Source organism: Burkholderia sp. B21-005, from assembly GCF_020843965.1.
GTDB lineage: Bacteria > Pseudomonadota > Gammaproteobacteria > Burkholderiales > Burkholderiaceae > Burkholderia > Burkholderia ambifaria.
Genome location: NZ_CP086302.1, coordinates 1,599,636 through 1,613,285, shown reverse-complemented (window position 1 = coordinate 1,613,285; position 13,650 = coordinate 1,599,636). Strand labels below are relative to the sequence as shown.

13 protein-coding genes are annotated in these 13,650 nt (G+C 67.5%); 3 read left to right on the top strand and 10 right to left on the bottom strand.

Annotation, left to right across the window (positions count from 1 at the left end; translation table 11 throughout):
• Nucleotides 1-42 precede the first annotated feature (42 nt).
• On the bottom strand, nt 43-474 hold the full coding sequence (locus tag LMA02_RS23530) for a MarR family winged helix-turn-helix transcriptional regulator (RefSeq protein ID WP_228907681.1): 432 nt from the start codon (nt 472-474) through the stop codon (nt 43-45).
• Nucleotides 471-1,388, bottom strand: a complete 918-nt coding sequence (locus LMA02_RS23525; RefSeq protein WP_228907680.1) for a serine aminopeptidase domain-containing protein — start codon at nt 1,386-1,388, stop codon at nt 471-473. The genes LMA02_RS23530 and LMA02_RS23525 overlap by 4 nt, the downstream gene beginning before the upstream one ends.
• Before the next feature lie 370 nt (nt 1,389-1,758).
• Here LMA02_RS23525 and LMA02_RS23520 point away from each other — a divergent pair, with 370 nt between their 5' ends.
• Nucleotides 1,759-2,724 carry an ABC transporter substrate-binding protein gene (locus tag LMA02_RS23520; protein ID WP_324251297.1) on the top strand — a complete coding sequence of 322 codons (966 nt, stop codon included), beginning with the start codon at nt 1,759-1,761 and terminating at the stop codon, nt 2,722-2,724.
• Nucleotides 2,725-2,776: 52 nt separating this feature from the next.
• Nucleotides 2,777-3,871 carry an LLM class flavin-dependent oxidoreductase gene (locus LMA02_RS23515; RefSeq protein ID WP_228907678.1) on the top strand — a complete coding sequence of 365 codons (1,095 nt, stop codon included), beginning with the start codon at nt 2,777-2,779 and terminating at the stop codon, nt 3,869-3,871.
• A 110-nt stretch (nt 3,872-3,981) separates the two neighbouring features.
• Here the strand turns inward: LMA02_RS23515 and LMA02_RS23510 are convergent, their stop codons facing one another.
• From LMA02_RS23510 to LMA02_RS23475, 7 genes are all read right to left on the bottom strand, one after another.
• Nucleotides 3,982-4,914 (bottom strand): ABC transporter substrate-binding protein, encoded by a 933-nt coding sequence (locus LMA02_RS23510; RefSeq protein ID WP_228907677.1) that lies wholly within the window; start codon nt 4,912-4,914, stop codon nt 3,982-3,984.
• A gap of 34 nt (nt 4,915-4,948) precedes the next feature.
• Nucleotides 4,949-6,733, bottom strand: coding sequence for an amino acid ABC transporter permease/ATP-binding protein (locus LMA02_RS35445; RefSeq protein WP_324251296.1), 1,785 nt, complete (start codon nt 6,731-6,733; stop codon nt 4,949-4,951).
• A 59-nt stretch (nt 6,734-6,792) separates the two neighbouring features.
• Complete coding sequence (locus LMA02_RS23495; protein WP_228907676.1) at nt 6,793-8,151, bottom strand: LLM class flavin-dependent oxidoreductase; 1,359 nt, start codon at nt 8,149-8,151, stop codon at nt 6,793-6,795.
• Between the two features lie 7 nt (nt 8,152-8,158).
• The gene (locus tag LMA02_RS23490; RefSeq protein WP_228907675.1) at nt 8,159-9,208 is read right to left on the bottom strand and encodes an LLM class flavin-dependent oxidoreductase; all 1,050 of its coding nucleotides are present in this window, start codon (nt 9,206-9,208) and stop codon (nt 8,159-8,161) included.
• A 39-nt stretch (nt 9,209-9,247) separates the two neighbouring features.
• Nucleotides 9,248-10,201 carry an ABC transporter substrate-binding protein gene (locus LMA02_RS23485; protein ID WP_228907674.1) on the bottom strand — a complete coding sequence of 318 codons (954 nt, stop codon included), beginning with the start codon at nt 10,199-10,201 and terminating at the stop codon, nt 9,248-9,250.
• 66 nt (nt 10,202-10,267) lie between these two features.
• A complete protein-coding gene (locus tag LMA02_RS23480) occupies nt 10,268-10,828 on the bottom strand; it encodes a GNAT family N-acetyltransferase (protein WP_006754410.1) in 561 nt (186 codons plus the stop codon).
• Nucleotides 10,829-11,315: 487 nt separating this feature from the next.
• A complete protein-coding gene (locus LMA02_RS23475) occupies nt 11,316-12,236 on the bottom strand; it encodes a recombination-associated protein RdgC (RefSeq protein WP_228910093.1) in 921 nt (306 codons plus the stop codon).
• Nucleotides 12,237-12,409: 173 nt separating this feature from the next.
• Here LMA02_RS23475 and LMA02_RS23470 point away from each other — a divergent pair, with 173 nt between their 5' ends.
• Nucleotides 12,410-12,763 carry a hypothetical protein gene (locus LMA02_RS23470; protein WP_228907673.1) on the top strand — a complete coding sequence of 118 codons (354 nt, stop codon included), beginning with the start codon at nt 12,410-12,412 and terminating at the stop codon, nt 12,761-12,763.
• Here LMA02_RS23470 and LMA02_RS23465 read toward each other — a convergent pair.
• Nucleotides 12,753-13,262, bottom strand: a complete 510-nt coding sequence (locus LMA02_RS23465) for an RICIN domain-containing protein (RefSeq protein WP_228907672.1) — start codon at nt 13,260-13,262, stop codon at nt 12,753-12,755. The genes LMA02_RS23470 and LMA02_RS23465 overlap by 11 nt on opposite strands.
• Nucleotides 13,263-13,650: the final 388 nt, after the last annotated feature.

Sequence of the window (13,650 nt, the reverse complement as noted above, 5' to 3'; positions counted from 1 at the left end):
TGTCGCGACTATCGTGACTGACGTGACGCGTGGTCCGTGCCGTCAGCGCTCCGCCGGAAAACGGTCCTGCAATGCGTGCAGCCAGCGCGCGACGACGTCGAGTTCCGCGTCGGAAAATCCGTCGCACAGCTTGCCGTTCAGCTCGCGCAGCAACACGCGCGCACGCTTGAGCGCCGCGTGACCTTCGTCGGTCAGGAACAGGCGCGTGGCGCGCCCGTCGTCCGAATCGGCGTGACGCGCGAGCAGGCCGGCCTTCGCCATCCGGTCGGCGAGCCCCGTCATCGCGGACGGCGCCAGTTGCAGCGCCGCGCCGACTTCACCGATCAGCGCACCGTCCTGCTTCGCGAGGCAGAACAGCACGCCGGCCTGCGCGGCGCTGGCGCGCGCATCGGTCTCGGCCTGGCGATCGACCCAGCGCTGCACGCGCCGCTGGCCGATGTTCAACAGGAAAAACAGTCGTCGGTCTTCGCTCAAGCTCGGTTCCCGGCAGCAATGGAAAGGGACGGGCGGCCCGCCTCGCGCGGCGCGTCGAGCGCCTGCGCGAGCCAGTCGGCGACCGCGGGCCACAGCACGGCGCCGGGCCGGCTGCGGAAGAAGCCCATGTGCCCGACCGGCCCGCTGCCTGCAGCGTGCGGATCGATCTGGCGGCGTTCGACGGCCGCGCGGGTCAGGTAGCTTACCAGCAGGTCGATCGCGGGCGGGTTCGCCCACGGATCGTCGTCGAAGCCGAGCGCGAGAATCGGCAACTGCTGCTTCGAGAAGCGCTCGGCCGCACCGAGCGTCGGATCGTCGAAGAAGTAGCGCGGCAACGTGGTCCAGCGGCTCCATTCGCGGAACACGCCGGCGGGGAGGTCCTCGCCGAGCCCGAGCCGCTTGCCGGGCACGTAGCCGAGCAGCGCGGACGCGAGCGGGCCGAGCACGCGCAGGATCAACCGCACCTTCAGCCGCTCCGCCGCGCGGGAAATCAGCCGCGTGCTGCCCGCGTGCGCGGCGACGAGCACGGCTGCGCGCAGGTGCGCGGTGCCGGCCGACAACCCGATCGCATGCCCGCCGACGCTATGCCCGACCGCCAGCAGCGGCAGCCCGTCGTACGCGTCGCGCGCCCACGCGATCGCGGCGCCGACGTCGAGCTCGACCCAGTCGCGCATGCGGGCCTGCAGCGCGCTCAGCCGCGCGGGCCGCGACGCGCCAATGCCGCGATAGTTGTAGGTCAGCGCCGCAAAGCCGCGCTCGGTCAGGAAGCGCGCGAAGCCCGCATACAGCCGCTCCGGCACGGCGGTTGCCGGATGGATCAACACCAGCGCGCGCGGCGGAGCGTCCGGCGACCACAGCGTGCCGCGCAGCGGGTAGCCGTCGGCGGCGGAAAATGCGATGGGTTCTGACGTCATGGCCGTCCTCGTGTCGGGCAGTTATTTCGTATGCGAAATATAGTGCGAGAACTATTTCGCGCGCGAAATATCTATCGAGGAATCATTCGAACGACTTCCCGGCGAGCTGAATGCGGGACGAGTCGACACGGGACCTATTTTCGGCAAGATAACCCGTCGGTACGGGCCGGTAATGCCATTCGATGCCGGAACGAACCGGCCGCACGTTCCATAAACAATTTGCATCTTTGCAAAGCAGAATATTGCGTTTGTCTCATGAAGCGCATCGACGTATCTTCACCGGTTCCATCCTGTCCGCCGGCCGTCGGGCCACGCGGGCCAAAGGGCGCCGCCGTCGCGCGGCTGCCCGCCAACCTCCGGGGAGATCACGTTGTTGAGCCGAATCGTCACTGCGCTGCTGCTCGCGCTCGCCGCGCAGCCGGGCGTCGCGAAAGACACCGTCACGCTGCGCGTCGGTGAACAGAACTACTTCAACATTCAGGCGTCGATGGAGGCGTCCGGCGTGTTGAAGGACCTGCCTTACACGATCGAGTGGAAGCACTTCCAGGCGGCCGCGCCCGTCGCCGAGAGCCTGAACGGCAACGCGATCGATATCGGTTTCCTCGGCGATTCCGCGCTGCTCACGCTGGCCGCGCGCGGCGCGCCGGTGAAGGTCGTCGCGGTGTCGCGGCAGAGCCTCGACGGCGTCGCGATCCTCGTGCCGAAGCACTCGCCGGTGCGCACCGTCGCCGACCTGCAGGGCAAGACCATCGCGGTCTGGCGCGGCGCGTGGAGCCAGCAGCTCGTGCTGCGCGCGCTCGAACACGCGGGCCTGCGCGCGGATTCCGTCAAGTACGCGTACCTGATGCCGATCGATGCGACCAACGCGCTCGCGAACGGCTCGGTCGACGCCGTGTCGTTGTGGGAGCCGTTCGTCAGCACGCTCGCGCTGCGGCAGGGCGCACGGCCCGTGACGACCGCGCAGGGGCTGATGCCCGCACTCAGCTTCGTCGCCGCGAACGAGCAGGCCGCAACCGGCAAGCGGGTGGAGATCACCGATTTCCTGAAGCGCGTGGTCGCGGCGCGCCAGTGGGTCGACAGTCATCCGCGCGAGTACGCGGACCTGTGGGCAAAGCGCGCGAAGCTCGAGCCGGACGTCGCGTACCGCTGGCTCGACAACGCGCACCACCGGGTGGGCCCCGTCGACGACACGGCCGCGAAGGATGCGCAGAACACCGCCGATTTCCTGCACAAGGCCGGCGTGATTCCGGCCGCGTACGACACGGCGAAGCTGCTCGACCGCTCGTATGCGGGCGCGTTCGCGGCGCCCGCGCAAAAGACGGCCGCCGCGCAGTGACGGTGCCGCCGAGCCCGCCCATTCCGATTCCCCACCAGAAGGACAGCCCGACATGCCTGTCGACATCCTCGGCATGATCACCGCGACGCCCGGCGCGGAGGTCGACGTACCGGGCGGCGCCGCCGTCCAGCCCGACTATGTGCGGCGCTTCGCGCAGGCGCACGAAGCCGCCGGCTTCGACCAGATCCTGGTCGGCCATTTCAGCAACGCGGCGGACGGCTTCATCGTCGCGTCGTTCGCGGCCGCCGCGACCGAACGGATCCGCATCCTGCTCGCGCACCGGCCGGGTGTGATCGTGCCGTCGGCCGCCGCCCGGCAGATCGCGACGCTCGATGTATTCAGCGGCGGCCGGCTCGCGCTGAACGTCGTGTCGGGCGGCGACGATGCCGACCTGCAGCGCGACGGCGATTTCGTGCCGCACGACGCGCGCTACCGCCGCACCGGCGAATATCTCGACGTGCTGAAACGCATCTGGCTCGCCGACGCGCCGGTCGATCACGATGGCGCGTTCTACCGGCTGCGCGGGGCGTCGCCTCTCGTGAAAAGCGCGCAGCGGCCGCACGTGCCGATCTATTTCGGCGGCTCGTCGCCGGCCGCGCTGGCGGTGGCCGGGCAGCACGCGGACGTCTACATGACGTGGGGCGAACCGCTCGCCGCGGTGCGCGAGCAGATCGCGCGCGTGCGGGCCGCCGCGGCGCCGTTCGGACGCGCGCCGCGCATCAGCGTGTCGTTCCGGCCGATCGTCGCGGACACCGAAGCCGCCGCGTGGGAGAAGGCCGAGGCGATCCGCGCGCGCGTGCGCGCGGCGCGAGTCGCGCACGGCCAGCCGATCGACGGCCACGCGCCGCAGAATGCCGGTTCGCAGCGGCTGATGGCCGCGGCCGCGCAGGGCGACGTGCTCGACGAGCGGTTGTGGATGGGTGTCGCGAACCTGACCGGTGCACGCTGGAATTCGACTGCGCTCGTCGGCACGCCCGAACAGGTCGCGCGTGCGCTCGTTGCGTATTACCGGCTCGGCGTGTCGACGTTCCTGATACGCGGGTTCGATCCGCTCGACGATGCGCTGGCCTATGGGCGCGATCTGATTCCGGCGATTCATGCGCATATCGCGGAACTCGACCGGGAGGATGCGGCGGTGACGGCCTAGGCGACGACGGCCGATTCCTCGTTTCGCCCCGGCATGTCGATCGCGGACCGCCGGGGCGATTTCATTTCATGCACCAGTGCGTCGGTGTGTCGATGCATAGGCCCGTCGAATCAGAACGACGGCAACCCCGGCGGATTCGTCTGCGCCCGTGCGAGCGCCTCGCTCTGCAACCCCCAGCGCGCGAGCGCCTGCCCGTAGCGGCCGTTGTCGATCAATGTGTTCGTCGCGAGCGTCAGGGCCGGCGCGAGCCCGCTGCCGCGACGCGTCGCGATCGCGACATCGGCATTCGCCGGCCAGCCCGCGTTGACGACGCCGACCCGGCGGATCTTGCCGTCGCGCGCGGCCTCGTACGCGAGCGACGCGTTCGGGTTCAGCTCGGCATCCGCGCGGCCCGACAGCAGCGCGATGCGTGCCGCCGCATCGTCGTCGAAATAGAGCAGTTCGGTCGCCTTCGACCCTTGCGCGACATTGCGCCGGCTCCATTCGAGCAGGATGCGCTCCTGGCTCGTCCCGGCGCCCGTGATGATGCGCAAACCCGCGATGTCCTTCGGTTCGGCGATCCGCGCGATCGGGCTCGCGTTGCGCACGTAGAAGCCATGCAGCCCGAGCCGGTAGGTCGTGAAGTCGTACTTCTCCTTGCGTTGCTCGGTCACGCCGACGTTCGAGATCACCGCATCGTACTTGCCGGACGTGAGCCCGAGCGGCCAGTCGGCCCACGCGATCGGCACCAGCCGCAGCGTGCGGCCCAGCGCGTCCGCGACGAGCTGCGCATAGTCGGGATCGGCGCCCACCACGGTGCGCGCGTCGGTCGCATAGGTCGACACCGGCGGAGCGTGCGGCGAGATCGCCACCGTGAAGGCCCCGTCGCGCACCCAGCGGTAGTGGCTGGCCGCGCGAATCGCCGCGTCGTCGCGCGACGCACGGATCCGGCCGCTCTGGCGCGGATCGAGGTCTGCCGTCGCAGTGGCTGCATCGGCCGCATGCCAGCGCAGGCCGGATGCGGCCGCAAGCGCGGCTGTCATGAACTGGCGTCGGTCGATCATCGTCGGTCGCCTCGCAGGTGGGGCGCGGCGTGCATCACAGCACCCGCGACAGGAATGCGCGCGTGCGCGGATGGGCCGGCGCGTCGAGCACGATGGCGGGCGGCCCCGACTCGACGACGCGGCCGCGCTCCATGAACAGCACGTTGTCCGCGACTTCGCGCGCGAAGCCGATCTCGTGCGTGACGATCACGAGCGTGGTGCCTGAGCGCGCAAGTTCCTTGATCACGTCGAGCACTTCGTTGACCAGTTCGGGATCGAGCGCCGACGTCGGCTCGTCGAACAGCAGCACCTTCGGACGCAATGCGAGCGCCCGCGCGATCGCGACGCGCTGCTGCTGGCCGCCGGACAATTGGCGCGGGTAGGCATCGGCTTTGTCCGCGAGGCCGACACGCGCGAGCAGCGTGCGCGCGGTGCGCTCGGCGGCCTCGCGCGTGACGCCCGCGACGGCGACGGGCGCCTCGACCAGGTTCTCGAGCACGGTCAAGTGCGGAAACAGGTTGAAGTTCTGGAACACCATGCCGACCGCCGTGCGCCGCTTCAGCACGTCGCGTTCCTTCAGCTCGTGCAGCACGTCGCCGTCGCGCCGATAGCCGATCAGCTCGCCGTCGATGTCGATGAAGCCGTCGTCGACGCGTTCGAGATGGTTGATCGTGCGCAGCAGCGTCGACTTGCCCGAACCGGACGGCCCGATGATCGCCGTCACGCTGCCGCGCGGCGCGACGAACGACACGTTGTCGAGCACGCGCTGCATGCCGAACTGCTTCGATACGTTGTGCACGGCGACTTCGCCGCCGGCGCTCGGCAGCGGAGCGGTCGCGTCGTCGCCGCTGGCCGTTGCGGTGGCTGTCGCGTGGCGTGCCGCGGCACGCCGCCACAGCGCACTGACGCGCGCCAGCACGAACGTCAGTGCCGACGGCGGCGGGTTGCGCAGCGCGCCGCGCGCGTAGTGGTGCTCGACCTGAACCTGGATTGCCGACAGCACGGTCAGGATGATCAGGTACCAGACGGTCGCGACCATCAGCAGCGGAATCACTTCGAGATTGCGGCGATAGATCACCTGCACCGTATAGAACAGCTCGGGCATCGCGAGCACGTACACCATCGAGGTGCCTTTCGCGAGCGAGATGAGGTCGTTGAACGCAGTCGGCAGGATCGCGCGCATCGCCTGCGGCAGCACGATCCGCGTGGTCTGGCGGCCGCGCGGCAGGCCGAGCGCCGCGGCTGCTTCGAGCTGCCCCTGGTCGACCGCGAGAATGCCGCCGCGGATCACCTCCGCGGAAAACGCCGCGTGGTTCAGCGTGAGGCCGAGCACGGCCGCGAGGAACGGGCTGATCAGGTCGGTGGTCGGCGTGTCGAACCACACGATGTCGGTGAACGGCACGCCGAGCCGCACGTGTTCGTACAGGTAGCCGAGGTTGTTGAGGATCAGCAGCAGCACGATCAGCGGAATCGACCGGAACAGCCACACGAAGGTCCACGCGCTCGCGGCGAGCACGCGCGAACGCGACAGCCGGGCCAGCGCAACGAACGCGCCGAGCGCGAAGCCGAATACCGCGCCGAGCAGCGTCAGCGCCAGCGTGCGCGCGAGCCCGGACAGCACCGGCGGCGACAGAAACCATTCGGCGAATACCGGCCAGCCCCATTGCGGGTTGCCGAGGATCGAATGCAGCGCGAGCGCGATCAGCACGAGCGCGAGCACGGTGCCGGCCGTGCGCGAGCGGTGGCGGGCCGGCACGATGCGCAGGCGCGTGCCGGCGTCGCGGATGCGGGACGAAGGAAGCGGCGGCAGTGCGCCGCCGAGATGGGTCGTGTCGCTCATGTCGGTGAAGGTCCTCGATCGGGTCGGTCGGACGCGCCGCGCGTGGCGGCGCGTCGGCGTTACGCGTGCGCTTCTGCCGCGTCGTCCTGTTTCTGCACCGCGCCGGGCGCCGCATGGCGGCTCGCCTTGCGCGGCAGGCCGAGGTGGTCGCGCAGCGTGCTGCCCGGCAGGTCGCGGCTGTAGCGGCCGCGTGCCTCGAGTACCGGAATCACGAGGTCGACGAAGTCGTCGACGCCCTGCGCCTGCACCGCGAAGCCGAGGATGAAGCCGTCGCCGGCGCCGGCATCGTGCCAGCGGATCAGCTCGTCGGCGACATGCTCGGCCGTGCCGATGAAGTTCGGGCGCGGCGTCGCGACGGCGAGCGCCGTCTCGCGCAGCGTGAGGTGCTTGCGCTTCGCGTCGGCCTTGATCCGGTCGGTGGTCGAGCGGAAGCTGTTGCGGCCGATGTCGCCGAGTTCGGGGAACGGCGCGTCGAGCGCGTACTGCGTGAAATCGTGGTGATCGAAATAGCGGCCGAGATAGGCGAGCGCCTCGTCGATCGTCAGCAGGTCGCGGATCGCCTGGTATTTGTCTTCCGCCTCGGCGGCCGTGCGGCCGACGATCGGGCCGACGCCAGGGAAGATTTTCACGTCGCCGGCTTGCCGTCCGTGCTCGATCGCGCTCTGCTTCACGCGCCGCGTGAACGCGGCCGTTTCGTCGAGCGACGGCGAATGCGTGAACACGGCATCCGCGTATTTGCCCGCGAGCCCGATGCCCGTGTCGGACGAGCCGGCCTGGAAGATCACCGGCTGCCCCTGCGGCGAGCGCTGGATGTTCAGCGGGCCCGCGACCTGGAAGAAGCGGCCGTGATGGTCGAGCGTGTGGAGCTTGTCACGATCGAAGAAGCGCCCGGTCGCACGATCGCGCACGAACGCGTCGTCGTCCCAGCTGTCCCACAGCCCTTGCACGACCTCGAGGTATTCGTCGGCGATCTCGTAGCGCAATGCGTGCTCGGGATGCGCCTTGCCGAAATTCTTCGCGGTGCCTTCGAGCGGCGTCGTCACGACGTTCCAGCCCGCGCGCCCGCCGCTGATCGCGTCGAGCGACGCGAGCTGGCGCGCGACCGTGAACGGCTCGCTGTACGACGTCGAGATCGTGCCCGCGAGCCCGATCTTGCTCGTCGCGACCGCGAGCGCCGACAGCACGGTCAGCGGCTCGAAGCGGTTCAGGAAGTGCGGGATCGACTTCTCATTGATGTAGAGGCCGTCCGCGACGAACGCGAACGCGATGCCGGCGGCTTCCGCCTTGCGCGCGATGCCGATCGCGAAGTCAAGGTTGATGCTCGCGTCCGGCGGGTTGCTCGGGTGTCGCCACGCGTTCATGTGGCTGCCTGCGCCTTGCAGCATCAGGCCGAAGGGAATCGATCGTCGGGTCGTCATGGGGGCGTCACGCGTTCTGGTCGGGGTAAAGGGAACGTTCGGCCGAAAGGGCCGCCCGCACGGGCGTGATCGACTGCGCGCCGCCGAGCCATTCGGCCGACGCGAGCCGCGCCGCGTAATCGGTCACCGGCGAGTCGATCACGAATGCGTCAACGTCGAGCCGCCGGCTCAGCGCGTCGAGCGCGCGATGCACGCGCTCGGGCGTATCGGCCAGCACGGTCGGGCGCAGCTCGTCGATCCGGTAGTCGGACGCGCCGCTTTGCCGCGCGAATTCCGCCGCAGCCTGCGCGCTCGCCAGGTTGAAGCTCTGGCCGCCGGCGAACTTCAGCCGGAAGATCTTCATCGGCCCGATCAGCTGCTCGGCCGCGTCGCGGGTCGGCGCGGCGACCGCGTACAACGCGACGAGCGCGCGCGTGCCGCCCGCGTCGCGATACGCGGTGAGCGAGCGCTCGAGGTTCGCGTCGTCGCCGTTGAAGTGCCCCGCGTAGCAGAAGTGCCAGCCGTGGCGCGCGGCGAGCGCGCCGCTGTCGGGCGAGCCACCGAGCAGGATGCGTTCGGGCGCGTGCGGTGGCACCGGCATCGCGAGCGCGCCGGCGAGCGGATGATCTTCGGCGACGCCCCAGCCGAGGAACGCGTCGAGCGCCGCAAGCTGGCCCGCGAAGTCGGGCTTGTTCGCCTTGTCGTGATACCACTGCAGCGCGCGCGTGGTGAGCGGCAGCCCGCCGGGCGCCTTGCCGATGCCGAGATCGACGCGGCCCGGCCCGAGCGCGGCGAGCAGCCTGAACGACTCGGCGACCTTGAACGGGCTGTAGTGCTGCAGCATCACGCCGCCCGAGCCGACGCGAATGCGCGACGTGTGCGCGAGCAGATGCGCGACCACGATCTCGGGCGCGGAACTCGCGAAGCCCGGCGCGCCGTGATGCTCGGCCACCCAGAAGCGCTCGTAGCCGAGCTGTTCCGCGCGCTGCGCGAGGGTCGTCGTGAAGCGCAGCGCGTCGGCGGCGGTCGTGCCGTCGGCGATCGGGCTCTTGTCCAGCAATGAAAGCGAATAAGACATGGTGTTCGGCGTTCCTGCGCAACGCGTGGAAGGGGGCGCTCAGATCTTCGGCAAGCCCGGCGGATTGGTGCGCGACTGGTCGATCGCTTCCGATGCGAGGTTCCAGCGGTCCAGGATCTGCTGGTAGCGGCCGTTCTTGATCAGCCCGTTCAGCGCGACCGTCAGCGGATCGGCGAGCCCGCTGCCGCGGCGCGTCGCGATCGCGATGTCGGCCGTGCGTGGCCAGCCGCCGCTGATCGCGCCGACGAGCCGCGTCTTGCCTTGCTGCGCGCTCTGGTACGCGAGCACCGAGTTCACGCTGAACATGGCATCCGCGCGGCCCGACTGCACGGCGACGATCCGCATCGCCTGGTCGTCGTAGTACTGGACCTGCACGGGCTTCAGGCCGTGCGCGACGTTCTCGCGGTCCCACGCGAGCAGGATCTTTTCCTGGTTGGTGCCGGCGTCGGTCACGATGCGCAGCCCCGCGACGTCCTTCGGCTCGTGGATCGACTGGATCCTGCTGTCGTTGCGCACGTAGAAGCCGACCTGGTCCTTGCGGTAGGTCGAGAAATCGAACTTCTGCTTGCGCTCCTCGGTGACGGTGACGTTCGAGATCACCGCGTCGACCTTCCCCGATTCGAGCGCGAGCGGCCAGTCGGCCCACGCGAGCGGGACGATCTTCAGCTTGCGGCCGAGGCTGTCGGACACGAGCTGGCCGACGTCCGCGTCGAAGCCGATCACCGTGCGCGCGTCGGTCGCATACGAGCTGATCGGCGGCAGGCTCGGCGCGACGCCGATCGTCAGCGTGCCGGCTTCGGCGAACTTGAACGACGCGGGCACCGCGCGTTCGACGGCCGCATCGGCCGTGCCGCGCGGGCGGCCGCGCTGCTCGGGGCTCAGATCGAAGGTCGCGGCGGCCGCGGCGATCGCGGTCACGCCGATCAGCGCGGCGGCTAGTGCGGCGGCCAGCGTGCGCAGCACGCGCGGCGTGAAGGGTACGGCTCGTGGCATGGATGCGTCCTGTCGTTGTCGTGTCGTTGTGTGTCGTGGGAAACGGAGTCGGATGAAGCGAACGGTTCAGCGCGGCAGCACCGGTTCGGGGAGCGGCGCCCACAGATCGGCGAGCGTCGACGTGCGCGACGGATCGGCGAGATCCTTGCCGAAGCGCAGGTGGAAATACGCTTCGGGGTCGATCGACGAATCGAACAGACGCGTATAGCCGGTGCGGTCGTACAGCGCCCACGCTTCGGGCTGGCGAAAGCCGGTGGTGAGGTACACGCGTCGATAGCCCTGCTGCGCGGCGCGCTGCTCGAGGGCGTCGACGATCACGCGTGCGAGCCCCTGGCGGCGCAGGTCCGCGCGAGTCCAGATCCGCTTGAGTTCTGCCGTCTGCGCGTCGTAGCGCTTGAACGCGCCGCCGCCGATCGTTTCGCCGTCGCGCAGCAGCAGCACGAACGCGCCTTCGGGCGGCGCGAACTGCTCGGCCGGGTAGCGCGCGAGTTCGTCGCGGGCGGATGCGCGGCTGTCGGGGCGGTACGCGTCGTAGCGCGTCGCGTATTCGTCGATCAGCGCGTCGATCAGCGGCTGGGCGCGGACATCGAGCGGCGTCGTGTCGATGATGCGGTCGTTCGTGGCCATGGGCATCGCGAAGGGCGCGCGATGCGGACCTTCCTGGCGGGGGCGGGGCACACGGCCCGTCCGGTCGGTTCCGTTATCGCGACGCGGTTGTCGTGATGACGGCGGCCGCTCGGTATCCTGCGAGACATCCGGCGTGCCGCCGCCGTTTGGAACACGTTAGCGGCGCGGCTGGCAAAGGCGAACGAAGCAATTGCGATAAGGATTTCGCGGGCGGTGTAAGAAGGTGTGCAGGCGGAGTGGGGTGGGGCGAACGGGCGTGGTGCGGAGCCGCGCCCGTTCGATGAGTGTATGACGAGGATGACCGTTGTGGATCGGCGAGGTGTCGTTGTTTCGATGGCCTACCGGTCGCGCCGATTCGGGGTTGTTTCTACAGGGGCACGAGCCTCCGGCCGCGACTCGCCGCCATGGTGGCTACGGTCCTCCTCGAATTGTCGCGTCAGTGCGACGCCCCGCCGTCGCCGGGCGATGGTCCTCGACGACGACGGAGTCAGGCTGCCGCCTGATGAATCGAGTCGTGCTGATCGCCACCCAGGATATCGACAAGATTGGTCAGCATCCGCCCCAATTCCCCCGTCATCAGCGTGACATCCGAATCGAAGCGTTCATCGTCATTTTGCGCAGTGGGATCCGCCGCCTCCTTGATCACGTCGAGCGGCGTGACACGCTTGATCGTCAGCGACGGTGTCAGCACGAATGAGACGCGGTCATCCCAGGTCATCGCGAGGCGCGTGCATTGTTTGCCGGCTTCGATGTGCCGGCGCATGTCGTTCGCTTCCAGCGCGTGGCCGACGTATCGCACCGTGGCGCCACCTTGGTCGCTCGAGCGCAACTCGGCGTCCTGGTCCACGGTGAAGCCGCCCGGCGCGTCGCCGGACAGCAGCCAGTCCGTCATTGCTGCCACCGGCGAACGGGCCACATGAACACCGGCGAGCGGCAGCGAGTCGATCGATTTGACGAGCAGGCTGCGAACGTCGTCGGCAAGTGCCTGTGCAGCCGCATCGATGACGAGCCAGCCGTTCGCCGTATCGATCCACACGCGGGTATCGCGACGAATGCTGAACGCGCGCGGCATCAGTTCGTCGGTAACCTGCTCCTTGAGTTCGCGCAGTTGTTTCCGGCCGACCTTGAAACCCTGCTGCTCCTCGACGTCAAGCGCACGCGCTTTGGTTACTTGATTGACGACCGATGCCGGGAGCAGCTTCTTTTCGGCACGAAACAGCAGCAGCATCTGCCGGTTGATCGAATACACAAGCGCGCCGTCGTCACGCGGCGAAGCCCATCCGACGCTCTGCATTTCGACGCTGCTGCCCGGCTGAAACGCGTAAGGCGCCAGCCATTTTTCCATCTGGTCGGGGGTCACGGCCCAAGGTGCCGGAAGACGGTGAAGCTGAAGGTTCTTGAACCACATAGGGGGGCGGGCAAAGCGCGTCATTCTATATGACGCCGACGGTTCCCGGCCAATTTCAATCGTTCGACAACATCGCGAAGATCGCCGGCAATCTCGCGGATGTGCGCGACTTGCTTTGGCCTACCTCAAGAAAACCGTGAAGTAAGTTTCTCTTTCCGAGAAGGAATCCAGACGTGATAAAGGCTATTTTTTATTACCATGGGCCAGTGGTTTTTGAACATGCTTTACGATGTGTCGAAATAAGACTTGAAGAGAGCATCTTCATCGACAACCCTGTAGAAAATCTGATTTCACCAAGCGCGCTTGGCATGAGTGTGGTTTTCCACGACGATGAAAAAAACGATGGTGGGAAACGGATCGCAACCCTCAGGGACGAGTTCCACATCCAGAAACCGGGGCGTTTTTGCATTAATCGGGCGTACCTCGGCTGCCTGCGATTCAGTGCGTCGTGCCCACAGGCAGTTACGATGGTGCGCCGAATAAGTCAATCGGCGCACCATCGAAACATGGGTCAGGTCACTTCTTGATGAAAGAATCCTGGGGGATCGGAACCGGGCTCCAGATCTCCGCATCCGATGCGTTTGCCGAGTATGTCCAGATGGGCGTGCCCTTCGCGACCGATCTCCATTGGAGGTCGAAGACAAGTTGCGAATTGGTCACGTTTTCGATGTAGCCCGATTGCGGGTCGTCCGATTGCGGGTCGAATTGCCATTGCTGAGAGGCCGACGCGTGGTTTTTCACGTAGGTGTTCAGGACAAGGTATTGCTCGTCGGATACCGTTCCGCAGTCGATGGCGAGCGTGGGGTCGCTGTGCAGCGTGATTCCGCCATCCGCTTGGAAGTCCCACTCGGTATACAGGTGGTCCGTACTGGCGGGAACGAGCACCACCTTGTTGCCTTTGACGCGATCGGTGACGCCGATGACCCAGCTGGTATCGGCCGTGTAAGAAATTTTTGCCATTTTTTCCTCTGAGAGGTAATTGGATGAGTCGATAAACGAATGCTTCCTTCCCGACAGCAGCCTCACACGGAAATCATCCTTGCCACAAGACCCTTGATGTATCTGCATATAATCGACAAAAAATCGTCGGCGCTTTATTGGCAAGGTTTGAGGATGGGCTTCTGCCTGGGATAAACATTAGGCCCGTCACATCGCTGAATCAATTACATGCGATTACACGAAAGGATGGCGTTGCCGCATAAATCGGACGAGCAAGCGGCCGGCTGACGTTTACGCAAAATAGCCGGTCCAGCACCCTTTTTAACAATCCGGGTTTGCCATCCGCGTGGGCGTGCCGAACCGCATGGCGGACCTCGCACGCCCGCAATCCGTTCGCATTGCCTGAAATCAATGACCATCGGCCTCACCTCGTCACTACGCCCGATTAATGCAACAACGCCGAAACCGGAGTGGC